This is a genomic window from Streptomyces sp. NBC_01445, from assembly GCF_035918235.1.
In the GTDB taxonomy this organism is placed as follows: Bacteria; Actinomycetota; Actinomycetes; order Streptomycetales; family Streptomycetaceae; genus Streptomyces.
In genome coordinates, this window is sequence record NZ_CP109485.1 from 4226085 (window position 1) to 4250436 (window position 24352).

The following is a 24352-nucleotide window of genomic DNA, read 5'->3' on the forward strand; positions in this document are numbered from 1 at the left end:
GCCGCCGTTGGTCCGGCGGCTCAGCGGGACGAACGTATGCGGACATGCCGGTGGCGTGATGGACGGTTGTCCATCACGCCACCAAAAGGGGTGAACGGCCGTAACTTTCCCGTGCGGGTAGCGTTCTGTCGCGCTACACGCCCATTCGGTCACGGAGTGTCATGCTGCGGCCAGCTCCCTGCGAGCGGTGCGCCGCCGCGCGGCGGCGGCCGGATCGAGCGCCGGCACGGCGGCGAGCAGCTGCCGGGTGTACGGGTCCTGCGGTGCGCCGTAGACCTCGTCCACGGCGCCGTACTCGACGACGCGCCCCTTGCGCATGACCGCGACCCGGTCGCTGACCTGGCGGACGACGGCGAGGTCATGGGCGATGAAGACGAGGGCGAGTCCCAGCTCGTCCTGGAGTTCCCGCAGCAGGCCGGTGACCTGGGCCTGGGTCGTGACGTCGAGGGCGGAGACGGCTTCGTCGCACACGATGATGCGCGGTTCGGCGGCGAGCGCGCGGGCGATCCCGACGCGCTGGCGCTGGCCGCCACTGAACTCGTGCGGATAGCGCCCGTAGTGTGCCGGGTCGAGCCCGACACGTTCCAGGAGCTCCTCGACCCGGTCGCGCACCTCCTTGTCGCCGCGCGCCCGCAGCGGGTCGGCGACGGACTCCCCCACGCTGCGGCGGGGGTTGAGGGAGGAGACGGGGTCCTGGAACACCATCTGCACGCCCGTGTCGGCGCGCGCCCCTGAAAGGAGCACCTGCCCGGACGTCGGTTCGAGGAGTCCGACGAGCATTCGCCCGAGCGTGGTCTTGCCGCTGCCGCTCTCGCCCACGATTCCGACGGTCTCGCCCCGGCGCACGGTCAGGGAGACCCCGTCGACGGCGGCGAAGGCGCGCTTGCCGCGCCCGAACTCCCGTCGCAGGTCGACCGCTTCGAGCAGGACGTCGCCCGTCGTGTCCGGGCGCTGCGGGCGTGCCGCGTCGACGCGGGGCACGGCCCCGAGCAGTTCCTTCGTGTACGCGGCGGAGGGCGCGCCGAGTACGTCGGCGACGGCTCCGCGTTCGACCGCGCGGCCGTGCCGCATCACGAGGACGTCGTCGACGCTCTCGGCGGCGACGCCCACGTCGTGGGTGACGAGGATGAGGCCCATGCCGGTCTCCTGGCGCAGTCCGTGCAGCAGGTCGAGGATCTGCGCCTGGACGGTGACGTCGAGGGCGGTCGTCGGTTCGTCGGCGACGAGGAGGGCGGGTTCGCAGGCCAGGGCCATGGCGATCAGGGCGCGCTGGCGCATGCCGCCGCTGAACTCGTGGGGGCGTGAGCGCGCGCGGCGGGCGGCGTCGGGGATGCCGACCCGGTCGAGCACTTCCACGGCACGCGCGCGTGCGGCGCGCCGGGACGCCCTGGAGTGCACGCGGTGCACCTCGGCGATCTGGTCGCCGACGGCGTAGTACGGGTCGAGGGAGGACAGCGGGTCCTGGAAGACCATCGCGGCCGTCCCGCCCCGCAGCCGCCGCAGCGTCTCGTCGTCAGCTTCCTGTACGTCGGTGCCGGCGACGCGCACGGACCCGGTGACGCGCGCGCCGGTCCCCCGGTGGAGGCCGAGGAGCGCGGAGGCGACGGTGCTCTTGCCGGATCCGGACTCGCCGACGACGCCGAGCGCCGCGCCCTCCTCCAGGCGGAAGGAAAGCGTGTCGACGGCCCGCAGGTCCCCGAACTCGACGGTGAGGGCGTCCACTTCGACGAGGCTCATGACAGGACCACCCGTCGGTCGGCCACCGCGTACAGGACGTCCGCGACGGCATTGGCGAGTACGACGAAGAAGCCGGTGACGAGGACCATGCCGACGACGACCGGCAGGTCGACGACGTTGACGGCGTGCACGAGTTCGCGGCCGAGTCCGGGGATGCCGAACAGGGTCTCGCTGAGCACGGCGCCACCGAACATGGAGCCGAAGTCGTTGGCGTTCAGGGCGATGACAGGGGCGACGGCGCCGCGCAGGGCGTGCCGTCCGATGATGGAGCGTTCGCCGACCCCGTAGGCGCGGAAGGTGCGCACGTGGTCCTCGGCGAGGGTCTCCAGCATGGAGGCGCGGGTGAGGCGCGCGTATTTGGCGGCCTCGATGAGGGCGAGCGACAGCCAGGGCAGGAGCAGGTTCCACGCCCACTGCTCGGGGTCGTCGGTGAAGGGCACGTACTGCGGGAAGGGCAGCCACTGGAGCTGTCCGCAGACAACGATCATCAGCAGCAGGCCGATGACGAAGACGGGCGTGGCCGTGCCGGCGAGGGTGATGCCGGTGAGGATCCGCTCCGTGGGGCGCCCGCGCCGCCAGGCGGACAGCACGCCGGTGCCGACGCCGAGGATCAGCCACAGCACCATGGCGCCGAGCGCGAGCGAGGCGGTGGCGGGCAGCTTGGTGAGGATCAGCTGCGTGACCTGCTGGTCGGTCTGGTACGAGAAGCCGAGGCAGGGGGCGTCGCAGTGCTGGACGGCGGTGCCGGTGGAGAAGTCCTGTCCTACGAAGATGCCCTGGAGGAAGTGCCAGTAGCGCAGGTACAGAGGGTCGTCGAGCCTCAACTGGTCGGCGACCTGCTGCACTTGGGCGGGTGAGCAGCGGGGGCCGCAGCTGATCTGGGCGACGTTGCCGGGGGCCGCGTAGAAGACGACGTAGATGATCACGGAGATGGCGAGCAGGGTGACGGCGGCGCCGATCACTCTGCGCAGCAGGAAGCCGGTCATGCGCCGGCCTCCCGCTTGCGGCCCGTGCCGATGCGCAGGCGGGACGCGGCGCGCGGGTCGAGCGCGGTGCGCACGCCGTCGCCGAGGACGGTGAGCGCGAGCACGGTCACGAAGAGCGCGCCTGCGGGCAGCAGTAGGTACTGCGGTGCGGCCTGGTACCAGACGTCGGCGGCGGTGAGCATCTGTCCCCAGGAGGGTGTGGGCGGTTTGACGCCGACGCCGAGGAACGAGAGGGCCGCCTCGACGGTGACGTTCGTCGGGACGAGCAGGGACGCGTATGTGATGACGGGGGCGGCGAGCGACGGGAGGAGTTCGCGACGGGCGATCTGCCATGTCGGCCAGCCGCTGAGCCGGGCCGCGGCCACGAAGTCGCGTTCCTTGAGGGTGATGGTCTGGGCGCGCACGATCTTGGCGGTGCCGCCCCAGGCCACGAGCCCGATCACCAGGGCGACGAGGACGGGCCGGGGGAAGCCGCTCGGCACGATCGCCATGAGGGCGAGCGCGAGGATCATCAGGGGCAGCGCGACGATGACGTCGGTGGCGCGGCTGAGGATCTGGTCGACCCAGCGATTGCCGAGTCCGGCCGCGATGCCGACGGTGACGCCGATGAACACCTGCACGACGGTGGCGGCGAGTGCGACGCCGAGGGAGACCCGGGCCCCGTAGACGAGGCGCGTGAACAGGTCGCGTCCGGTCTGCGGTTCGACGCCGAGCCAGTGCTCGCCGCCGGCCCCGCCGAACGCGCCGACGGGCACGCCGCCGCGCGCGGAATCGATGAGGTGGGGGTGGTACGTGTTCGGGTCCTGGCCCTCGATGAGCGCGAGGAGCGGGGCCCCGAGCGCGATCAGGACGAGCAGGGCGACGACGGCCGCCGCGACGAGGGCGGCGCGCTGCGTGCGCAGACGCCGCCAGAACTGACGGGCTCCGGAGACGGGGGCGGACGCCGTCAAGACGCCCGCCCCTGCGGTCTCCGAGGCCACAAGTGCCTCGGTCATCGCGTCACTTCACCGAGACCTGCGAGATGTCGAGCACGCCGGTCCAGTCGCTGATGACGATGTTCTTGACGTCCGGTCCGTACAGGCGCTTGTACACGGGGTGGAACAGCGGCACGGTCAGTGCCTGCTCCCCGATCTTCTTGTCCAGTGCACCCCAGCGCTTGGCGGCAGCGTCAAGATCGGTCAACTTGTTGATCGAGTCGATCTCGTCATTGACCGACTTGTCATCGAGGAAGCCGGTGTTGAAGTTCGCGCCGTCCTTGACGATCTGCCGGCCGTCGAAGATCGGGGCGAGGAAGGGGCCGCCGGAGGGCCAGTCGGCACCCCAGTGCGCGAGGAAGAAACCGGGCTCCTTCTTGGCGCTGTGGATCGTGTCGGAGTAGTCGTTCGCCTCCAGGCCCTGGAGCTTGACGGTGATGCCGGCCTTCTTCAGGGCGTCCTGGAGGGCGGTGGCGATCTCCGGGCTGGTCTCGAAGTCCTTGTCGTTGGAGTGCGTGAGGGTGACGGTCAGGCCGTTCTTGTAACCGGCGTCCTTGAGCAGCTCCTTGGCCTTCTGCGCGTTGCCCGAGGCACCGGCCGGGAAGTGGTCGTACGCCGTGTAACCGAAGGACTTCTGGTTCGGCAGGTACGTCGTCGCGGGCTCGGCGAGCGAGGAGCCGCCGGCCGCGTTGATCACCGAGGAGCGGTCGACGGCGGTGGCGATGGCCTGGCGCACCTTCGGGTTGTCGAACGGCTTCACCTTGGGATTGAAGGCGATGTAGTTCGTGTAGCCGAAGTGGCCGGTGCCGACGCGGGCGGCGAGCTTCTTGTCGCCGCTGACCTTGGCGAGCTCGGCGGGGCCGAGGTTGGTGTCGGTGGTGACGGCGGCGGCGTCGGCGCCCTGACCTGCGGAGAGTCGCTGGTTGATGACGGAGGAGTCGAGACCGGAGCGGACGTCGATCCGGTCCGGGTAGGCCTTGCGCTCCTCGTCGGTTGTCGCGGACCAGTGCGTGTTGCGCTCCAGGACGATCCGCTCGCCGTCGTTCTCGTTCTTGACGACCTTGTACGGGCCGGACGAGACGGGGTGCTCCTCATACTTCGTGCCGGTGTCCTTGGCCTGGGGCACGGGCGTGAACTGCGTCTGCGTGGCCAGGTAGGGGAACTCGCCCTCGGGCTTGTTCAGGTGGAAGACGATGGTCCGCGCGTCCGGGGTCTCGATCGAGTCGAGGCCCTTCTTGTCCTTGTACGGGCCCTGGTAGCCGGCGCCGCCGATCAGCCAGTCCCTCAAGTACGGTGCGCCGCCGGAGAGTTCGGCGGCGAACGACCGCTCGATGCCGTACTTGATGTCGGCGGACGTGATGGGCGAGCCGTCCTCGTAGGCGACGCCCTTCTTCAGGGTGTACGTCCACACGGTCGCGTTCTTGCTGGGCTTGCCCAGGTCGGTGGCGAGGTCGGGTACGACCTTCGCGCCCGCTGCGCCGTCCTCGCGGTTGCGGGTGGTCAGCGTGCGGAAGACGAGCGAGGGGACGTTGCCGCCGCCGGAGGTGTAGAGCCGCGCCGGGTCGAAGTCGGACTGCGGGTTGGAGTTGAGGACGGTGAGGGTGCCGCCCTTGTGCGGCTTGGCGTCGGGGCTCCCCCCTGCGTCGCTGTCCTTGGGCCCCGCGCAGGCGGCGGCGCCCGCGGCGAGGACCACGCTGACGGATGCGGCGGCCACGCGGCGCGCTATGACGGACGGTTGACGCATCGGAAATCGACCCCTTGGGGAATGTGCGCTGCGCTGGGCAGCAGAGAGCAGGCAGGGAAATGCGCAGAACTCGCCCGAGGCACGTCGACAGCCGGAAACCGCGAAACCGGAAACCCTGAGAAGAACTAGGGGTGGATACCGGAAAGGGGATATTAAATGCGACGCAGCACGCCAGGGGCGGGCGTCAGCAACAGTGCACGTCGGCGACGCACAGCCCGGTCACGCCGATGAGCGTGAGCTCAATGGCGGTGCGCGAGGGTGCGTGGCGGTGCGACATGCGGAGAAATATGAACGAACTTTCGCCTGATGTCAACGCGACCCTGCCCCTGCGGCTCAACTCTTGGGAAAGGCCCAGGGGTTGGGCTTGCAGGTGATTCCGTCGAAGGTCAGGAACTTGGTCTGCTGCTGCATGACGGGCGCGAGCGCGCCGTTCTTCGCGCAGGTCACGTGGTTGAACCCGAGCCGGTGCCCGACCTCGTGGTTGATGAGCATCTGCCGGTACAGATGGATCTTGTTCCCATACGTCGTCGATCCCTGCGCCCACCGATAGGCGTTGATCATGACGCGGTCGGTGGCGGCGGAATCGCAGGACACATTGTCCTCGGTCGTGTCGAGCCCGGATTTCTCGCACCAGACGCCGGTGGTCCCCGGGCTGGCGAGCGTGATCACGAAGTCGGGCTTTCCGGAGGAGATCCGCTCGAAGGTCCTGCCGCCGTCATGGGCCCAACTGCGGTCGTCGTTCAGGGTCTTCTGCACGGCCTGCGCGAAAAGCCCGCCGTCGAGCCCGAGCCCGTTCTCGACGTCGATCCGGTACCGGAACTTCTGCCCCTTGCCCGGCGCCTTGTCGAATCCGGGCACCGCCGTGAACTTCCCGGAACCCTTGAGCTTGGCGGACAGGGGATACGTCTTGCCCATCTTCTGGTCGTACGTCAGCGGGATGACGGGCCGCGCCTTGCCCCCAGGGGTGGCCCGGTTGTCCGAACGCGACGCCGACCCCTTCGTCGACCGCTTGTCGGGCCCGCCCGCGGGCTGCGCCTGGGCATCGGCCTTGCCGTCGCGCCCCTGGGCGACATGTCCGGCGACGACGACGGCGAGCACCGTGGTCACGGCGGCGGCCGCGATGCCGGTGTACGTACGGCCCTTGCGCCGTTTGTCACCCGGCTCCTCGTCCTCGGCAGACCCGGCGGCGGCCTCGTCGGGTTCGCCGCCCTTCGCGTCCCAGTCGGTGACGTCGGCGTACGGGTCGGAGGGGTGCCGGGGCTGCGGGGGCCGCGGCGGCTGGGCGAACGCGTCTACGTAGTCCTGCCGCGGCCTGCTGCGCGGCGCCGGCACGACCGGCGCGGCCGCGTACCCGACGCCCATCCGGGTCTCGCCCCGGGCACCTCCCTCGAACTGCTCAGGATGCCCACCCCGCACGTGCGGAACGCCGTGCGCGGGCGTGCCCTGCGGAAATCCATGGGACGGCGTCACACGGGGCGACCCTTGAGCCGGAGTCCCCTGCGCCGGGAAACCGTGCGGCGGGGTCGCCTGCGGAAAGCCATGTGCGGGGGTCGCCTCTGAGAATCCACGCGACGTGGGCCCCTGCGGTGGAGCCGCCTGCTGGAAGCCGCGCGGCGGGGTCGCCTGCGGGAAACCGCGCGGCGGAGTCGCCTGGGGAAAACCGTGCGCGGGCGTCGCCTCGGAGAACCCGCGCGGCGGCCCGGCGTTCGGCGGTGCGCCGCGGTACGGGGCCGGCCCCGGCTGGGCCTGCCCGCGCGGGGCGCCCTGCTGCGCCTGGGGTCCCGTCGTGGTGGGGCGTGGGACATCGGGGGCGCCGCGTCGGCGACGGCCGCGGCCTGCCGCGACCGCCTCCGCGTCGTCCAAGGGTGCGGGCGCCGGTGCCGGTGCCGGCCCCCGGCGGCTATGCCGTCCCACTCGCCGCCTCAGCTCCCCGCCCGCTCATCCTGTCGCCTTCGGTCAGTTCCCCCGCATCCGCGAGGAGTTCACGCATCGCCGTGGCGACCGTCTCCGGATACTCCATCATCGCCACGTGCCCCGCGTCCGGCAGAGTCAGGAGCCGCGAGGAACGGAACGTCCGCGCGGCCCGCCCCGCCATCCGGTAGGACACGAGCTGGTCGCGTCCACCGTAGACGAGGAGCGTGGGCGCGAGGACACGTTCGGCCTGACGCCAGAGCCCATGCTGCCCGCCCAAGGTGTACGCGTTCACAACGCCACGCGCCGAACGGGCCATCGCGTCCCAGAAATAAGGCAGTTGAAGCCGTCGCTCCATCTCCTCGACGGCGGCCCGGTACCCCTCGGGATTGACCCGGCCGGGATCCCCGTAACAGAGCGCTGTGACGCCGCTCACCCGCTGTTCGGCGGTCCAGTCCCTGGTGAGACGGGTGAAGAGCGAGGCCACGCCCGGTACGGCGAGCAGTGCGGTCGGTACCGCCGTGCGCTGCACGCGGATCTCGGGCAGTGCGGGCGAAACGAGCGTGAGGGTGCGCACCAGGTCGGGCCGTACGGCCGCGACCCGGGTCGTGATCGCCCCGCCGAGGGAGTTGCCGACGAGGTGGACGGGTCCGCGGCCCGCCGCGTCGAGGTGGCGGATGACGGCGCGGGCGTGCCCGGTCACCGAGTAGTCGCCGTCGTCCGGCGGCGGTGAGTCTCCGAAGCCGGGCAGGTCGAGCGCCTCGCCGTCGACGAGGTCCTCCAGGAGCGGCATGAGGGCCGACCAGTTCTGGGAGGAGCCGCCGAGGCCGTGCACGTACAGCGCGGGCGGCAGCCCTGCGCGGGTGCCGGGGCGGGAGCGGATGGTGAGCGTGAGCCCCGGAAGGCCGACCGAGCCGAGCCGCTCGCCCTCCGCGACCCTGACGGTGGCCGGCTTGGGCCCCACGGCCGCGACAGCGGCGGGCACGCGCGGCGACTCGGTCGAAGACATGCGGGATATGTTACGAGACGATCACGCACTGGATCGTGTGTTCGCCGTCACAGATCGCATCGCGCCCCGTTCTGGTGTCTCCTACGCTCGGATCTGGGCACCCGCCCACATGAGGACGCACAAGGACACATGAGGGAAGGGAGCCGCCATGACGGTCGACCCATCCGATCCCGACACATTCGAGGCTCAGGAGGATGACGCGGAGTTCGGCGTCGAGGCCCCCGAGGCGGACGCGGCCGAGCAGCTCACGGAGCTCGCTCCGCACCGGGACGACCCTCCGGCGGACGCGGACCCGGACGCCGCGAACGAGGCGGACCGTGCCGAACAGGCCCGCGTGGTGGAGCTGGACGAGGACGACTATCGGTGACCTGCCCGTATTTGCCCGCATGCAGACGGTTTTCATAGCTGTCCGGTCCGTGAAATTGTGCGTTCGCACCGCGCACACCACGGTTACCGAAAAGTACGATGGCGAAGCGGCGCACACCGCACACGGACAATCTTGGGAGGCGGCGTGACAGCCATCGAGCAGACAGAGGCAGCGCGCCCTCGGGGCACGCGCCTGCCGCGCCGTGCCCGACGCAACCAGCTCCTGGGCGCGGCCCAGGAGGTATTCGTCGCACAGGGCTACCACGCCGCGGCCATGGACGACATCGCGGAGCGCGCGGGCGTCAGCAAGCCGGTGCTCTACCAGCACTTCCCCGGCAAGCTCGACCTCTACCTGGCCCTGCTCGACCAGCACTGCGAGGCGCTCCTGCTGGCCGTGCGCACGGCACTGGCCTCCACGTCCGACAACAAGCAGCGGGTCGCGGCCACGATGGACGCGTACTTCGCCTACGTGGAGGACGAGGGCGGCGCGTTCCGCCTGGTCTTCGAGTCGGACCTGACGAACGAGCCCGCGGTGCGCGAGCGCGTGGACCGCGTCAGCCTGCAGTGCGCGGAGGCGATCTGCGACGTCATCGCCGAGGACACCGGCCTGTCCAAGGACGAGTCGATGCTGCTCGCCGTCGGCCTGGGCGGCGTATCGCAGGTCGTGGCGCGCTACTGGCTCTCCAGCAAGTCGACGATGCCGCGCGACAAGGCCGTGCAGCTCCTGACGTCCCTGGCCTGGCGGGGCATCGCCGGCTTCCCGCTGCACGGCACCGACCACCACTGACGAGGCGCGGCGGACGGCGCACGGCGTCGACGGTCTTGTTCGCTCCTGGCGTGCAGCGTGGACGTCGGGTACGTCCCCTCACCGGGCTAATGTGTGGTGGGTACGGCGCGGTCGTCCGCGCACATCACGGATCGTCGGAGGGACAAGGCCGTGGAGGTCAAGATCGGCGTGCAGCACACGCCCCGCGAGATCGTTCTGGAGAGCGGCCAGACCGCCGAGGAAGTCGAGAGCGCGGTGTCCGAGGCACTGTCCGGCAAGGCGCAGCTGCTGACTCTGGTGGACGAGCACGGCCGCAAGGTCCTGGTGCCGGCCGAGCGCCTGGCGTACGTGGAGATCGGTGAGCCGGCGGTGCGCAAGGTGGGCTTCGGCCCGGTGTAACCACACGTACGGCGGCACGAAAGACATACGGGAAAGGCCCGGTGGCAACAGCCACCGGGCCTTTCCCGTGCCTGTCCGCGACGCGCCGGCCTTCACAACGCGAGCACAGCGGACCCATACGGGGAGGATTGCATTCCGCGGCCTGGGGGTACACCGGTCAAGACCGATTTGCACCACGGCCAATGCGGGAGGGACCCCACACAATGCTTCTGGAAGCGCTCGGCTCCGCCCTGCTCGGCTTCGGCCTCGGCTGGGCCGCGACTGTCCGCCTGCCCCGCCGGCTCCCGCCCAGGGCGCTCGTACTGCCGACGGGAATCGCGGGTGCGCTCTTCGGGGCATTTCTGACCCACACGGCGCTCGGCTCCGGTCACGCCCTTGCCACCCTCGTCGGAGCGGTCGTCGTGGGCGTGGCGCTCCTGTCGCTGCTGCTCCGCCCCTCTGCCCCAGTCCGCCGGTCGGCGCCGGCCTAGGCCGTGACCGACCGGCGGTGAGGCGGCCTCAGGCCGCGAGCCCCAGCGCGGCCATCCGCTTGGTGTGCGCCTCGGTGATCCGCGAGAACATCCGGCCGACCTCCGCGAGGTCGAAACCGTCGGCCACGCCGCCGACGAGCATCGTCGACAGGGCGTCCCGGTCGGCGACGACCCGCTGCGACTGCGAGAGCGCCTCACCCATCAGGCGTCGCGCCCACAGCGCGAGCCGCCCGCCCACGCGCGGCTCGGCCTCGATCGCGGCCCGCACCTTCTCCACGGCGAAGCTGGCGTGCCCCGTGTCGTCGAGGACGGCGAGGACGAGGGAGCGGGTGTCCGAGTCGAGGCGCGCGGCGACCTCGCGGTAGAAGTCACTGGCGATCGAGTCGCCGACGTACGCCTTGACCAGGCCTTCCAGCCAGTCCGACGGCGCGGTCTGCTTGTGGAAGCCGTCGAGCGCGGCGACGAAGGGCTCCATCGCCTCGGTCGGCGCGACGCCGATCGCCGAGAGCCGGTCGTGCAGCTGCTCGAAGTGGTGGAATTCTGCGGACGCCATTTTCGCGAGTTCGGCCTTGTCGCCGAGCGTCGGCGCCAGCTTCGCGTCCTCGGCGAGCCGCTCGAAGGCGGCCAGCTCTCCGTACGCGAGTGCGCCGAGCAGATCCACGACCGCTGCGCGGTAATGGGGGTCGACGGATGCCTTCGCCCAGTCCTGGGCGGCGATTCCGGTGGGTTCGTCGGCTGCGGCGGCGGTGTCGGGCGTCTCCATGAAGCGCACAATAGCCCGCCGGCCGCCGCACGGAAGTCCCTGGTCAATGACTGTGACGACGACTACGTGACCAATTCGGCCATCGCACATGCGCGATTCCGGGGTATGGTGGTAAAGAGCCCGCCGGGTACGAGCAACACTTTTACGTGTCTGTTTGTACGCATTTTCGACGGGCTTCATGAATGAGGATGCCCGGTCGGTGGCCCGATCGGCTCCGACCCGACAGCCCTCCGGGCGGTACGTCACACGACGTACGGCATGAGGAGGGGCCCTCAGCGGCACGAGCGCTCGAGCGTCGGCAGTGGTCCCGCGTCACCCGGCCCGCCCGCCTCTCGCTGGCGACCGGCGATCAATCGGCACGGTCACGACCCCCGCGTTCGCCTCGCACCGCGTCTCACAGAAGAGGCAACACCCTGACTACGCAGCAGCTTTCCACGTTCCGAGAGCTCGGGATCCTTCCCGAGACCGCCGAAGCCCTCGAGGCCGTCGGCATCATCAACCCCTTCCCCATCCAGGAGATGACGCTCCCCGTAGCGCTCTCCGGCACCGACGTCATCGGCCAGGCCAAGACCGGCACCGGCAAGACGCTCGGCTTCGGGCTTCCGCTCCTCGAGCGCGTCACCGTGCCCGCGGATGTCGAGGCGGGCCGGGCGCAGCCCGAGCAGCTGACCGACGCCCCGCAGGCGCTCGTCGTCGTCCCCACCCGTGAGCTGTGCCAGCAGGTCACGAACGACCTGCTGACCGCGGGCAAGGTGCGCAATGTGCGCGTCCTCGCCATATACGGCGGCCGTGCCTACGAGCCGCAGGTCGAGGCCCTCAAGAAGGGCATCGACGTCGTCGTCGGCACCCCGGGCCGTCTCCTCGACCTCGCGGGCCAGAAGAAGCTCAACCTGAAGCACATCAAGTCCCTCGTCCTCGACGAGGCCGACGAGATGCTCGACCTGGGCTTCCTGCCCGACGTCGAGAAGATCATCAACATGCTTCCGGCGAAGCGCCAGACGATGCTGTTCTCCGCGACGATGCCCGGCGCCGTCATCGGCCTGGCCCGTCGCTACATGTCGCAGCCGACGCACATCCGCGCCACGTCGCCCGACGGCGAGGGCGCGACGGTCGCGAACACCTCGCAGCACGTCTACCGCGCGCACAACATGGACAAGCCGGAGATGGTCGCGCGCATCCTGCAGGCCGACGGCCGCGGGCTCGCGATGATCTTCTGCCGTACGAAGCGGACCGCCGCGGACATCGCCGACCAGCTGCAGAAGCGCGGCTTCGCGTCCGGCGCCGTCCACGGTGACCTCGGCCAGGGCGCGCGTGAGCAGGCCCTGCGGGCGTTCCGCAACGGCAAGGTGGACGTGCTCGTCTGCACCGACGTCGCCGCTCGCGGCATCGACGTCGAGGGTGTGACGCACGTCATCAACTACCAGTCCCCCGAGGACGAGAAGACGTACCTGCACCGCATCGGCCGTACGGGCCGCGCGGGCGCCAAGGGCATCGCGATCACGCTGGTCGACTGGGACGACATCCCGCGCTGGCAGCTGATCAACAAGGCGCTGGACCTGAAGTTCCCCGACCCGGTCGAGACGTACTCGTCGTCTCCGCACCTGTACGAGGAGCTGAACATCCCGGCCGGCACGAAGGGCGTGCTGCCGCGCGCCGAGCGCACCCGGGCCGGCCTTGCCGCCGAAGAGGTCGAGGACCTCGGCGAGACCGGTGGCCGTGGCGGGCGCGGTGGCCGTGGTGGCCGCACGGCCGCTCCGGCTCCCGTCGAGGAGCGCGAGCGCGAGCCGCGTCCGGCGCGTACGACGCCGCGTCGACGTCGCCGTATCCGTAACGGCGAGCCGGTGGCCGCCCCGACGGCGAACGAGCCGAGGACGGCTCCGGCCGAGGCGGTCGCGGCCTCCGAGGCCGGTGACGCCACGGTGGTGGAGCCGCGTACGCCGCGTCGTCGCCGTCGCACCCGTTCGGGCGCCGCGCCGGAGGCCGTCGTCGAGACCGCCGCCGTCGTGACGGCCGAGGCTGTCGCCGACACGGTCGAGGCGCCCGAGGCCGTGGAGACCAAGCCGAAGCGCACCCGTAAGGCCGCCGTCCCCAAGGCGACCGCCTCCGAGGAGGCCGCCGAGACCGTCGAGGCGACGGTCCCGAGGCCGCGCCGCCGCACCCGCAAGGCCGCGGAGGCCGTCGTCGACACGGTCGAGGCCGTCGAGTCGGTCGAGGCTCCTGCGGAGACCAAGCCCAAGCGCACCCGCAAGGCGGCGCCCAAGGCCGAGGCCGTGGCGGACACCGTCGAGGCGACGGAGGTCGCCGAGGCCAAGCCGAAGCGCACCCGCAAGGCCGCCGCCCCGAAGGCCACCGCCGACGCGGTCGTCGCCGAGGAGGCCGAGACCAAGCCGCGCCGCCGCACCCGCAAGACCGCGGAGGCTGTCGCCGACACGGTCGAGTCGGTCGAGGCTCCTGCGGAGACCAAGCCGAAGCGCACCCGCAAGGCCGCTGCCCCCAAGGCGACCGCCGACGCGGCTGCCGAGGTCACGGAGACGAAGCCGAAGCGCACGCGCAAGGCCGCGGCCCCCAAGGCCACCGCCGAAGCGTCCGCCGAGGAGGCGCCCGCCAAGCCCCGCCGCCGCACCCGCAAGGCCGCGGAGCCGACGGAGAGCTGAGCAGGACCACGTAGCAAGCCAATGGCCCGGCACCCGCGAAAGCGGGGCCGGGCCATTGGCGTTCACGGTCACGGAGGTCGCGGAGAGCCCTGCCCGTCCCCGAATGACCCGCGGCGGCGCTGCGGTTAGCCTCGTCGCATGAGTCGGCCTCCCGTTTTCGTCCCGCCGCCCGGCGCCGTCGCCCACGTTCTTCGGACCGAGCGCGGCGACTTCGCCGCCATCAGTGCCGGTCCGCAGGACGCCGGGCACACCGGCACCGCCCTCCTGCTGCCCGGGTTCACCGGCAGCAAGGAGGACTTCATCGCCCTGCACGTGCCACTCGCCGCCGCCGGGTACCGCACGATCGCCGTGGACGGGCGCGGGCAGTACGAGTCGACGGGGCCCCTCGACGACGAATCTCCTTACGTACAACGGGAGTTGGCCCGCGACGTGCTCGCGCAGGCGGCCGTCGTGGACGACGGGACGCCGCTGCATCTGGTGGGGCACTCGCTCGGCGGGCAGATCGCCCGGGCCGCCGTGCTGATCGACGCGACGCCGTTCGCCTCGCTCACCCTCATGTCCTCGGGCCCGGCCCAGATCTCGCCGTCGCAGCAGGAGCGGGTCAAGCTGCTGCGGGACGCACTCGCGGTGCTCGACATGGCGCAGGTCTGGGACGCGATACAGGCGCTCGACGCGCCGGAGGAGACGGATGCCCCCGGAGCGGGCGCGGACGACGCCGCCGCCCTGCGGCACCGCTGGCTGCTCAACAGTCCGGCGCAGCTCATCGCGACCGGCCGCCAGCTGTGCACGGAACCCGACCTGGTCGACGAGCTGGCGGCCGTCCGGCTGCCCAAGCACGTGCTGTCGGGCGAGCGCGACGACACCTGGCCGGTGCAGCTCCTCGACTCCATGGCCGCGCGCCTCTCGGCCCGCAGGACCGTCATCGCGGGCGCGGAGCACTCCCCGAACACGGACCGCCCCCAGGAGACCGCGACGGCCCTGGCGGAGTTCTGGGATCTGCACCCGCCCGTGGTCTAGCCGGAGGGCGCCGTACTAGTACTGCGCCTGGAGATGGCTCCAGAAGCCGTCCCGCAGGGCGCGCCGCAGATCGGACTGCCCCCGCAGCGAGTACTGCAGCAGCGCCTCCGCCTCGACCAGCAGCTCCTGGTCGACGGGCCCGGGCAGATACGGGTGCCCCGGCAGCAGCTCCACCAGTGACTCCCTGCCGCGCGCGGCGAGCCACTTCGCGGCGATCTGCGCGCCGACGAAGCGCACGTCCTCCCGCGAGGGGCGGGGCGTGCCCGCGTTCTCGTACGTCGCCGTGGCGGTGCGCCGGGACACGTACGGCTTGAAGAACGCCAGGTCGAACGTGCGCTGACTGTCGACCTCCCACCGGAGCGGGTCCGCCTGGTTGGCGCCCTCGGGCGCCTCGATGCCCCACAGGTGGACGCGTGCGCCGTAGCCCTGTGCGGCCTCGACCGCGGAGACGAGGTCCTCGTCCCCGCCGATGAGCGCGGCGTCGCTGATGGCGCGGTGCCGGGCGAGCGACTCGAGGTCCGTGCGGATCAGGGAGTCGACGCCCTTCTGCTGGTTGTGGGCGTTGAGGTTGCCGAGCCTGACCTTGACGTCGGGCAGCTCGGCGATCGACTGCTGTTCGTTCGTGTGGATGCGGCGCCGGGCGCCGTCGTACCAGTAGACGCGCAGCAGCCGGCTGTCCGCGAAGATCGTGCGGGCCTTGTCGATGAGGGCGTCGACGATGCCTTCGGCGTCGAGGTCGAAGGCCCTGCGGTCCTCGGTCCCGGTGACGAGGCGGCCGGCGGCGGCGTAGAGGTATCCGGCGTCCACGAAGATCGCGTGGGTGGACGGGGTCTTGGCCACTTCGGCGAGCATGCGCTTGAGCAGCTCGTTCGTACGGTCGAGCTCCGCGCGGATGGCCGTCAGGTCGTCGTTCATATGCGGCCCATTGTCCCGGCCGTCACGCTGCGAACACAACCGGTCCCACTACCCGCGGGTAATTAGCCTCGCGAAAAATTTCCTTAGCGTAGGGAATGTTTGCTGGGGGCAACTCGTTGATCTCTTCAGAAGGCGCGGCACTGAAGCCGCGCAATCCACTCTTAACGGTCAGGCAACCGCCTGGCCGTTCGACGGGGCAAGACTGTTGCCCCGTACCAGTAGTTCTCCTCCAGGAGGATGACCAGACGAAGGGAGAAGCGGGTATGCGCTTCGAAATCATGCGACTCGACGATGTCGACGGAACCGCCGTGGACAGCACCGTCGTGGACGCCGCCTCCGTCAACCGGATCGTTCAGCAGGCGGCCGCCATAGGGCAGCGCCTCTACATCCGCCCGGCCGAGTCGCCGGCCTCGTAACGCGACGACGACTCCTGATACACCGTACGTAATCGAATAAGACGCTTCAGAGCCCCCGTACGAGATCCGTACGGGGGCTCTTTTGCGTGCGCGGGGCGGGGGCTCGGCGCCAGAGGGCTCGGTGTCAGGAGCCCTGGATCACCTGGGTCACGCCGTTGATGATCTGCTGCACGGCGATCGCGGAGAGCATCATGCCCGCGAGGCGCGTCACCAGGACCACGCCGCCGTCCTTGATGACGCGGATGATCAGCAGCGAGTAGCGCATCACGAACCACAGGACGACGTGGATGGCGACGATCGCGGCCCACACCGACACCTGCGTCGCGGCGCTGTCCGCCTTCTGCACGGCGAGGATGACGGACACGATCGCGCCGGGGCCCGCGAGCAGCGGCATGCCGAGCGGCACGAGCGCGACGTTCACGTCCTTGGTCTGCTTCGGTTCGTCGGTCTTGCCGGTGAGCAGGTCGAGCGCGATGAGGAGCAGCAGCAGGCCGCCCGCGATCATGAGCGCGGGGACGGAGACATGCAGGTAGTCGAGGATCTGGTGACCCAGGAGCCCGAACACCGCGATGACGCCGAAGGCGACACAGACGGCCTGGAAGGCCATCCGCTTCTGCACCTTGGCGGGCCGGCCCGCGGTGAGCGCGAGGAAGATCGGGGTGATCCCAGGGGGGTCCATAATCACGAACAGCGTGAGAAAAAGGGATCCGAAAACAGCGACATCGAACACGGGTGTGGCCTTGCGAGTGGGGTCCGCGGGATCAGCCGGGACGCGTTGTGCGTGGGGGTGCGGTGCGTGAGCCCGCACCGGGGCATGGAGGGGAGCGGCCCGCCGGATCGCGGCAGGGCGCGGGTTACGCGGTGGTTCCGCCCGCCCCCGGCACGGGAAACGCCCCGGTCGCCCGGCGCGTGATCTCCCCGTACACCTCGGGGTCGGTGGTGAACTCGCCGAGTACGCACGTCTTCCGGCTGCCGTGGTAGTCGGAGGAGCCCGTGGCCAGGAGGCCGAGATCGGCGGCGAGGCCGCGCAGGCGGGCCCGCGTGGCCGGTTCGTGGTCCATGTGGTCGGTCTCGATGCCGTCGAGTCCGGCCGCGGCCAGGTCCGCTATCGCCGACTCGGGCACGACCTGCCCGCGCTTGACGGCCGCCGGGTGCGCGAAGACGGTGACCCCGCCCGCGGCCTTGACCAGGCGGATCGCATCGAAGGGGTTGAGCTCGTGCTTGCCCACGTACGCGCGACCGCCGTCGGCGAGCCAGTCGGGCGTGAAGGCGTCGGAGACGGATCCGACGACGCCGAGTTCGACGAGGGCCTCCGCGACGTGCGGGCGGCCGACGGACCCTTCGCCGGCGATGCGGGCGACCTGTTCCCAGGTCACGGGCACGCCGAGGTCCTGGAGCTTGGTGACCATGCCCTGCGCGCGCGGCACCCGGTCGTCCCGTACCAGCTCGCGCTCGCGCAGCAGCTCGGGCTCGTCGGGGTCGAAGAGGTAGGCCAGCATGTGCAGGCCTACGCCGTCGAGGCGGCAGGAGAGTTCGGCGCCGGTGACGAGCGTGAGTCCGGCCGGCAGCGCGGCGACGGCCTCCGCGTGACCGCGGCTCGTGTCGTGGTCGGTGAGCGCGACGACGTCCAGACCGGCGGCGGCCGCGTTGCGGACCAGCTCGGCCGGGGTGTCCGTGCCGTCGGAGGCGGTGGAGTGGGTGTGCAGATCGATGCGCACGCGCGTACTCCAGGCTCTGAACGGACGGAAGGGGACGCTCAAGGATAACGGGGATCCGGAGCGCTCCCGTCACCGTCGCCTCCCGGTATGACCCCTTACGTGAGGATGCGTGGCGACAGCGCGCCGCAGGGCACCAGGTCGACCTCGGCGCCCACGTCGCGCAGGTCGGTCAGGACCAGCTCGTCGTACATCAGGAGCCCGGTCTGCTCGGGCCACACGATCGCCCACACCCACAGCCCGCACGCCTCGCCCGCGAAGACCGCACGGTCGTCGGGCGCGCCCGAGACGTGCCACATCGGGGTCGGGCGTCCGGCGGCGAGGACCTTGGCCTGGGGCGGCTTCTCGACCGTCATGTACGGGCCGGGGTCGGGGCCGTCGATGCCCGCGTACCGGGCGCCGAGGCCGACGCCGAGTTCCTCCGCGACGAGCAGCATCTCCCCCACGCCGCCGAGCGGTCCGGGGCCCGAGCACGCCACCGCGGTCGCCCTGCCGCCCGTGCGGTCGTCGCCCGCGCTGACCACTCCGGTGAAGAGCCACCCGACGGGCAGCGGCCACGGCATCCACACCGGCACCTGGGCGCGGTGCGCCACGACGGTGAGCGCCTCGACGCTGGGCGGGATCACGGGCTGCAGCGGATGCACCGCCCCGTGCACGTCGCACTGCCAGGAGTCGGAGAAGAGGCCGGGAGCCCTGACCCGGCCACCACACTTCGGGCAACTGGGTTCGCCCCTCATAAGGCCCAACGGTCCTCCCCGACTCCCACTGCGTCAAGGACGATCACCCTTCCGGGGGCGGGACGTCACAGCACTTCCCCGGAAAAATTAGATGCAGTCTGCAGTAGTTAGCTGGGCCAATTCATTGCGTGTGTACGCCCACGCTCTCCGTGCGAACTTCGCGCGCTGGTCACTGGTCGAGCGGCACGGACTTGCGCAGCGGATCCCGCAGGTCCGTTCCACTGTTCAGCCACTTCTCCTCCAGGGCGGCAGCGCCATGCACCCGCTTCCACGCCGCCTCGTTCTGCGTCATCGGCAGCAGCGGCAGGAACCGTACGGGATCCAGCGGATCGTCCAGTTCCAGGTCCTCCACGAGGCCCCCGGACTCCGCGACGAGCACCGACGTGAACGGGGCGCCGGGCCACAGGGGTTCACCCACGTCGAGCGAGGCGCCCGCGGCCACGACGACACCCTCGACCTGCGGCGACGCGGCGAGTACGGCGAGCGGGCGCAGCACCTTGTCGGTGTCGGCGCGGCCGGTGCGCACCGACAGCACGAGCTCCGCGCGCGGGCCCTTGAGCGGGTCGGCGAGCGCGGACGTCGGGTCGGCCATGGGGGCGGCCGACATACCGAGCGTGGCGTAGCGCACGAGGCCGGTGTCCGCCGCGTCCGTGAAGCGCAGCACCTCGATGCGGTCGGTGCCGAGGAACGTGACCGCGGCGCGCGCGTCCGGTTCACCGAGAGCCGTACGGAGTCGGGCCTCGACCAGAGCAAGAACATCTCCCATGTCGCGAGCATAGAACTCGTATCCAATGGGTAGAGGGTGGGCTCGCTTCTTCAGTCGGCTGATAGTCTTGGCCGCTGGTAGGGGCAGCACGCCAAGCGTTGCTTTCAAGCCCCTGACCTATATGCGTCCCCTGCGAGGGATGAGACGTCGTCCCTCACGGGGGACCGGCTGGAGGAGGTGGGGCTGCAATGGACCGAAGTCGACCGTGCAGTACCACCCGCTCTTCCGGCCACTGAGCCGCATTTTCCCGGCTTTCCGCGCACGCTCCAGTCTGTCTGCGCACCACGGAAGAGCACTTCGTTTCCGCCTGATCTGAATCAGTAGCGAAGCCGCCACCGCGCCGGTCGCGGTGCTCCCCGCTTTGTGGACGTGCACACAGGATCCGCAGTCAGGACGTCCTCATTCCGGTTAGCGCCGACCCGTATGGCCACCGGCGGCTCCCGCCCGCGAAGGAGCCTGCCCATGTCGATGATCCGTGACCTGCGTGCCGCTGTCCGCCCCGCGCCGCGCGAGACCGGCAGCACGTCAGCCCCGTACGACACCACCCGCGACCCGTCGACGCCCACGGCCGTCGTCGACTGCGCCGTCTACCGCGACGGCGCCCGCCTCCACGACAACGACTGCCTGACGCCCGCCGGCGCGATCCGCAAGGCGCGCCGCGAGGGCGGCTTCGCCTGGATCGGGCTGCACGAGCCGACCGAGTCCGAATTCGCCGGTATCGCGGCCGAGTTCGGGCTCCACCCGCTCGCCGTCGAGGACGCCGTCCACGCCCACCAGCGTCCCAAGCTGGAGCGCTACGACGACACCCTGTTCACCGTCTTCAAGACCATCCACTACGTCGAGCACGCCGAACTCACCGCGACCAGCGAGGTCGTGGAGACCGGCGAGGTGATGTGCTTCACCGGGCGGGACTTCTTCATCACCGTCCGGCACGGCGGCCAGGGCTCGCTGCGGGCGCTGCGGCACCGGCTCCAGGACGACCCCGAGCTGCTCGCCAAGGGCCCCTCCGCCGTCCTGCACGCCATCGCGGACCACGTCGTCGACGGCTATCTCGCCGTCGCCGACGCGATGCAGGACGACATCGACGAGGTCGAGACGGACGTCTTCTCGCAGACGGGCAAGGGCGCTCCGCGCGGCACCGACGCCGGGCGGATCTACCAGCTCAAGCGCGAAGTCCTGGAGTTCAAGCGGGCGGTGGCGCCGCTCCAGCGGCCCATGCAACTGCTGAGTGAGCGGCCGATGCGGCTCGTCGACCCGGACATCCAGAAGTACTTCCGTGACGTCGCCGACCACCTCGCGCGCGTGCAGGAGCAGGTCGTCGGCTTCGACGAACTGCTCAACTCCATCCTCCAGGCCAACCTCGCGCAGGCGTCCGTCGCGCAGAACGAGGACATGCGCAAGATCACGTCCTGGGCAGCGATCATCGCCGTACCGACGATGGTCTGTGGCGTCTACGGGATGAACTTCGAGCACATGCCGGAGCTCCACTGGCGGTTCGGCTACCCGCTCGTCCTCGGTGTCACGGTCGGCGCCTGTTTCGCGATCCACCGCATCCTGAAGCGGAACGGGTGGCTCTGAGTCGCGCGGATAGGCTGACGCCCATGACGGATCAGGCCAGCCCCTCTCCCGACCACCACCCCTCGACGGGCCGCTCCGCGGCGGACCTGTTGATGGACCAGGCCCTCGTCGAGGAGGCCACCAAGAAGTCCGGCCTCATCTGGGTACGAGGTGCCTCCGGCCCCGAGCGCGCCCTGTGGCACGTATGGCACGAGGGCGCGGCGAACCTGGTCGGCGACGGGCCCGGCGAGCAGCCTCTGCCCGGCCTCACCGACGGCGGGGCGGCGACCGTCACCGTGCGCAGCAAGGACAAGGGCGGGCGCCTCGTGAGCTGGACGGCCGGCGTCGTCGAGCTCGCCCCGCACTCCGAGGGCTGGGAGGCGGCTGTCGCCGAGCTGAAGGGCAAGCGCCTGAACGCGCCGGACGGCGAGGCGATGCCGGAGCGCTGGGCACGCGAGTGCCGGGTGCTCCGCCTGGAGCCGACGGGGTCCACGGTCCCGCCGTCGTCCGACGCGCTGGCCGCCGCACCGCTCGCCACCACGGCAACCACCCGCCGCGAGGCCCCCGCGGCACTCCCCCACCTCCTGCTGCGCCGCAAGCGGCGCGGGAAGTAAGGGCCGTTTCAAGAGGGCCTCAGGACGTCGGGAGCTGGGCCCCGTAGTCCACCATCTCGCCCTTGCCCGGCTCGCGGAGCGTGAAGTCCTTGCCCCAGTCGGCGAGTTGGAGCGTGCCGGCGCCGCCCGCCCGCTCCAGGCGCAGCGGGTACGGGGTGCCCTCAAGGGAGACGTCGAGCGTGCCGCCTGCGCCCTTGTCGCCGGTGAGTTCGACCGTGCGTACGCCGCCCGCCGAACCCCGGTCGCCCTTCTCCACCTTGCCGTGCAGGGTGAGCAGTCCGTCCAGGAGCGCGCCCTTGACGGTGAAGCCGCTCAGGCGTTTGTAGGCCGGGTCGCCCTGCGGGACCTTGACGTACTTGCCGTCGAGCTTGTCCGCGGCGGCCGTGTCCCCCTGCGCCGTGCCGCCCGAACCCTTGCTGCCCTGGTGCGTCCAGAAGTCCGCGTCGGCCTTGAGGAACAGGTGCTCCTTGACCCGCAGCAGCTGGAAGGTCCGGCCGGCCGTCGTGACGGATCCCGTGCCACCCTCGTCCTTGAGCCGCATGTCGATCTTGTACGAGTGTCCGCTGCTGACGACCGTGCCGGACAGATGCACGGCCCCGGCACCCTGCGCGGCCTTGACGGTGCGGCTCTGGATCTTCGGGGCGGTCAGTTTGGCGACGCCGTTCGTGCCCGCGTCCGGATCCTCGCTGCTGCACGCCGCGAGCCCGAGGCACATCACTCCCACCAGAAAAATCCCATGGGAACGGCGGGCCAGGGGAAGTACGGTCACGGCTCGCGCTACCTCTCGTACGACGTCTTGCTCGGCGGCAGAACGGCAGCGTACCCGTGTCACCTGCGGTGAACGGAGCCAGTCCGTCCGGACGCAGCGCAAAGGCGCACGGGACCGGGACGGGCTAGCCTGAAACACACCTTCAGGACAAATGCGGATGCAAAGGAGGCGCGGCGCATGGCGGCAGGCGCCCCCCGGATCTTCGTCTCGCATCTCTCCGGCATCGCCGTCTTCGACCCCAACGGCGACATGGTGGGGCGCGTCCGCGATCTCGTCGCCATGCTGCGCGTCGGCCGCCGCCCGCCCCGGCTGCTCGGGCTCGTCGTGGAGCTCTCCACGCGGCGCCGCATCTTCCTGCCGATGACCCGCGTGACCGGCATCGAGTCCGGCCAGGTCATCACCACCGGCGTACTGAACGTGCGGCGCTTCGAGCAGCGGCCCACCGAGCGGCTCGTCCTCGGCGAGATGCTCGACCGGCGGGTGCGGCTCGTCGAGTCCGGTGAGGAGGTGACGGTCCTCGACGTCTCCATCCAGCAGTTGCCGGCGCGCAGGGACTGGGAGATCGACCGGGTCTTCGTACGGAAGGGCAAGGGCGGCGGCGCGTTCCGCCGCGCCAAGGGCGAGACGCTCACCGTCGAGTGGTCGGCCGTCGACGGGTTCTCGCTGGAGGAGCACGGGCAGGGCGCCGAGAACCTCCTCGCCACGTTCGAGCAGCTTCGCCCAGCCGACCTCGCCAACGTCCTGCACCACCTCTCACCCAAGCGCCGTGCCGAGGTCGCGTCGGCCCTCACGAACGAGCGCCTCGCGGACGTCCTCGAGGAGCTGCCCGAGGACGACCAGATCGAGATCCTCGGCAAGCTCAAGGAGGAGCGCGCAGCCGACGTCCTGGAGGAGATGGACCCGGACGACGCGGCCGACCTGCTCCGCGAGCTGCCCGAGGACGACAAGGAGCGGCTGCTCGCGCTGATGCAGCCCTCTGACGCGGCCGACGTGCGGCGCCTGATGGCGTACGAGGAAAGGACGGCGGGCGGTCTGATGACGACCGAGCCGATCGTGCTGCGGCCCGACGCGACCGTCGCCGACGCGCTGGCCCGGGTCCGCAACCCCGACCTCTCCCCCGCGCTCGCCGCGCAGGTGTACGTCTGCCGGCCGCCGGACGAGACGCCCACCGGCAAGTACCTCGGCACGGTGCACTTCCAGCGGCTGCTGCGCGATCCCCCGTACACGCTGGTCTCGTCGATGCTCGACGAGGCCCTCCAGGCCCTCGCGCCGTCCGCCGCGCTCCCGGTCGTCGCCGGGTTCTTCGCGACCTACGACATGGTGGCGGCGCCCGTCGTCGACGAGAGCGGTTCGCTGCTCGGCGCGGTCACTGTGGACGACGTCCTCGACCACATGCTGCCGGAGGACTGGCGTGAGCAGGAGTTCCACCTGGCCGACGGGGAGGTGAGCCATGGCGCCGGCTGAGCGCGAGCGGGACGGCCGTCCCGAGGCCGCGCGGGCGCCGCGCTTCCGGCTCGACCTGCCGCGCCCCCCGCGCCGCAAGCTGCTGCCCGACTACGACCCGGAGGCCTTCGGACGCCTCTCGGAGCGGATCGCGCGCTTCCTGGGGACGGGCCGGTTCATCGTCTGGATGACGGTGATCATCATCGCGTGGGTCGTGTGGAACGTCTCGGCGCCGGGCAATCTGCGCTTCGACCAGTACCCGTTCATCTTCCTGACCCTGATGCTCTCGCTCCAGGCCTCGTACGCCGCTCCGCTCATCCTGCTCGCGCAGAACCGGCAGGACGACCGCGACAAGGTCAACCTCGAACAGGACCGCAAGCAGAACGAGCGGTCCATCGCCGACACCGAGTACCTCAGCCGCGAGGTCGCCGCCCTGCGCATGGGCCTCGGCGAGGTCGCCACCCGCGACTGGATCCGCTCCGAACTCCAGGACCTGCTCAAGGAGCTGGAGGACCATCGCGTCACCTTCCCGGCGGGCTCTTCTTCCGACGCGGGTCACCGACGTGACGTAGACGACCACTGACAGGGCTTTCCGGACAAGGGTTACCGCGCCGTACTATCGGC

Annotated in this window: 25 protein-coding genes; 11 read left to right on the forward strand and 14 right to left on the reverse strand. The window is 70.8% G+C overall.

What is annotated here, in order from left to right; translation table 11 throughout:
• Positions 1-159 precede the first annotated feature (159 nt).
• The 7 genes from OG574_RS19095 to OG574_RS19125 all read right to left on the reverse strand — a co-directional run bounded on the left by OG574_RS19095 (position 160) and on the right by OG574_RS19125 (position 8361).
• On the reverse strand, positions 160-1737 hold the full coding sequence (locus OG574_RS19095; protein ID WP_326774220.1) for an ABC transporter ATP-binding protein: 1578 nt from the start codon (positions 1735-1737) through the stop codon (positions 160-162).
• Entirely contained in the window at positions 1734-2723 is a 990-nt protein-coding gene (locus OG574_RS19100; RefSeq protein WP_326774221.1) for an ABC transporter permease, read from the reverse strand. The genes OG574_RS19095 and OG574_RS19100 overlap by 4 nt, the downstream gene beginning before the upstream one ends.
• A complete protein-coding gene (locus tag OG574_RS19105; RefSeq protein WP_100596652.1) occupies positions 2720-3718 on the reverse strand; it encodes an ABC transporter permease in 999 nt (332 codons plus the stop codon). Before OG574_RS19105 ends, OG574_RS19100 begins: the two co-directional genes overlap by 4 nt.
• Positions 3719-3722: 4 nt before the next feature.
• Positions 3723-5441 carry an ABC transporter substrate-binding protein gene (locus OG574_RS19110; protein ID WP_326774222.1) on the reverse strand — a complete coding sequence of 573 codons (1719 nt, stop codon included), beginning with the start codon at positions 5439-5441 and terminating at the stop codon, positions 3723-3725.
• A 184-nt stretch (positions 5442-5625) separates the two neighbouring features.
• Positions 5626-5718 (reverse strand): Ms4533A family Cys-rich leader peptide, encoded by a 93-nt coding sequence (locus OG574_RS19115; RefSeq protein WP_324905233.1) that lies wholly within the window; start codon positions 5716-5718, stop codon positions 5626-5628.
• A gap of 56 nt (positions 5719-5774) precedes the next feature.
• Positions 5775-7355: a DUF3152 domain-containing protein gene (locus OG574_RS19120; protein WP_442816832.1), complete on the reverse strand. Its 1581-nt coding sequence runs from the start codon at positions 7353-7355 to the stop codon at positions 5775-5777.
• Positions 7342-8361, reverse strand: a complete 1020-nt coding sequence (locus OG574_RS19125; RefSeq protein ID WP_326774224.1) for an alpha/beta hydrolase — start codon at positions 8359-8361, stop codon at positions 7342-7344. Before OG574_RS19125 ends, OG574_RS19120 begins: the two co-directional genes overlap by 14 nt.
• Positions 8362-8509: 148 nt before the next feature.
• On the opposite strand from OG574_RS19125, the gene OG574_RS19130 reads away from it, so the two are divergent.
• The 4 genes from OG574_RS19130 (at position 8510) to OG574_RS19145 (ending at position 10362) form a co-directional block, all read left to right on the forward strand.
• Positions 8510-8728 carry a hypothetical protein gene (locus OG574_RS19130; protein ID WP_100596648.1) on the forward strand — a complete coding sequence of 73 codons (219 nt, stop codon included), beginning with the start codon at positions 8510-8512 and terminating at the stop codon, positions 8726-8728.
• Between the two features lie 144 nt (positions 8729-8872).
• A complete protein-coding gene (locus OG574_RS19135; protein WP_326774225.1) occupies positions 8873-9514 on the forward strand; it encodes a TetR/AcrR family transcriptional regulator in 642 nt (213 codons plus the stop codon).
• Between the two features lie 150 nt (positions 9515-9664).
• Positions 9665-9892: a DUF3107 domain-containing protein gene (locus OG574_RS19140; RefSeq protein WP_199841939.1), complete on the forward strand. Its 228-nt coding sequence runs from the start codon at positions 9665-9667 to the stop codon at positions 9890-9892.
• A 203-nt stretch (positions 9893-10095) separates the two neighbouring features.
• On the forward strand, positions 10096-10362 hold the full coding sequence (locus OG574_RS19145; RefSeq protein WP_100596645.1) for a hypothetical protein: 267 nt from the start codon (positions 10096-10098) through the stop codon (positions 10360-10362).
• A gap of 28 nt (positions 10363-10390) precedes the next feature.
• Here the strand turns inward: OG574_RS19145 and OG574_RS19150 are convergent, their stop codons facing one another.
• Entirely contained in the window at positions 10391-11125 is a 735-nt protein-coding gene (locus OG574_RS19150; protein ID WP_100596696.1) for a ferritin-like fold-containing protein, read from the reverse strand.
• A 518-nt stretch (positions 11126-11643) separates the two neighbouring features.
• On the opposite strand from OG574_RS19150, the gene OG574_RS19155 reads away from it, so the two are divergent.
• Both OG574_RS19155 and OG574_RS19160 read left to right on the forward strand, forming a co-directional pair.
• Entirely contained in the window at positions 11644-13779 is a 2136-nt protein-coding gene (locus OG574_RS19155) for a DEAD/DEAH box helicase (RefSeq protein WP_326774226.1), read from the forward strand.
• Positions 13780-13917: 138 nt separating this feature from the next.
• Positions 13918-14796, forward strand: a complete 879-nt coding sequence (locus OG574_RS19160) for an alpha/beta fold hydrolase (RefSeq protein WP_326774227.1) — start codon at positions 13918-13920, stop codon at positions 14794-14796.
• Between the two features lie 15 nt (positions 14797-14811).
• On the opposite strand, the gene OG574_RS19165 is transcribed toward OG574_RS19160, so the two are convergent.
• Positions 14812-15711 (reverse strand): NYN domain-containing protein, encoded by a 900-nt coding sequence (locus OG574_RS19165; protein WP_326774228.1) that lies wholly within the window; start codon positions 15709-15711, stop codon positions 14812-14814.
• A gap of 263 nt (positions 15712-15974) precedes the next feature.
• On the opposite strand from OG574_RS19165, the gene OG574_RS19170 reads away from it, so the two are divergent.
• Positions 15975-16127, forward strand: coding sequence for a hypothetical protein (locus OG574_RS19170; RefSeq protein ID WP_165914635.1), 153 nt, complete (start codon positions 15975-15977; stop codon positions 16125-16127).
• A 124-nt stretch (positions 16128-16251) separates the two neighbouring features.
• Here the strand turns inward: OG574_RS19170 and OG574_RS19175 are convergent, their stop codons facing one another.
• From OG574_RS19175 to OG574_RS19190, 4 genes are all read right to left on the reverse strand, one after another.
• Positions 16252-16857, reverse strand: a complete 606-nt coding sequence (locus OG574_RS19175) for a MarC family protein (protein WP_100596641.1) — start codon at positions 16855-16857, stop codon at positions 16252-16254.
• A 124-nt stretch (positions 16858-16981) separates the two neighbouring features.
• Positions 16982-17845: a PHP domain-containing protein gene (locus tag OG574_RS19180; RefSeq protein WP_326774229.1), complete on the reverse strand. Its 864-nt coding sequence runs from the start codon at positions 17843-17845 to the stop codon at positions 16982-16984.
• A gap of 95 nt (positions 17846-17940) precedes the next feature.
• Positions 17941-18579, reverse strand: coding sequence for a DUF6758 family protein (locus tag OG574_RS19185; protein WP_326774230.1), 639 nt, complete (start codon positions 18577-18579; stop codon positions 17941-17943).
• 169 nt (positions 18580-18748) lie between these two features.
• Positions 18749-19345, reverse strand: a complete 597-nt coding sequence (locus OG574_RS19190; protein WP_326774231.1) for a suppressor of fused domain protein — start codon at positions 19343-19345, stop codon at positions 18749-18751.
• 462 nt (positions 19346-19807) lie between these two features.
• Here OG574_RS19190 and OG574_RS19195 point away from each other — a divergent pair, with 462 nt between their 5' ends.
• Both OG574_RS19195 and OG574_RS19200 read left to right on the forward strand, forming a co-directional pair.
• Complete coding sequence (locus tag OG574_RS19195) at positions 19808-20923, forward strand: magnesium and cobalt transport protein CorA (RefSeq protein WP_326774232.1); 1116 nt, start codon at positions 19808-19810, stop codon at positions 20921-20923.
• 92 nt (positions 20924-21015) lie between these two features.
• Positions 21016-21516, forward strand: a complete 501-nt coding sequence (locus OG574_RS19200; RefSeq protein WP_326778539.1) for a hypothetical protein — start codon at positions 21016-21018, stop codon at positions 21514-21516.
• Positions 21517-21535: 19 nt separating this feature from the next.
• Here OG574_RS19200 and OG574_RS19205 read toward each other — a convergent pair whose 3' ends face one another.
• Positions 21536-22285, reverse strand: a complete 750-nt coding sequence (locus tag OG574_RS19205) for a hypothetical protein (RefSeq protein ID WP_442816833.1) — start codon at positions 22283-22285, stop codon at positions 21536-21538.
• A 177-nt stretch (positions 22286-22462) separates the two neighbouring features.
• Here OG574_RS19205 and OG574_RS19210 point away from each other — a divergent pair, with 177 nt between their 5' ends.
• Positions 22463-23749, forward strand: a complete 1287-nt coding sequence (locus OG574_RS19210; RefSeq protein ID WP_326774233.1) for a magnesium transporter MgtE N-terminal domain-containing protein — start codon at positions 22463-22465, stop codon at positions 23747-23749.
• Positions 23736-24311 carry a DUF1003 domain-containing protein gene (locus OG574_RS19215; protein ID WP_326774234.1) on the forward strand — a complete coding sequence of 192 codons (576 nt, stop codon included), beginning with the start codon at positions 23736-23738 and terminating at the stop codon, positions 24309-24311. Before OG574_RS19210 ends, OG574_RS19215 begins: the two co-directional genes overlap by 14 nt.
• Positions 24312-24352 lie beyond the last annotated feature (41 nt).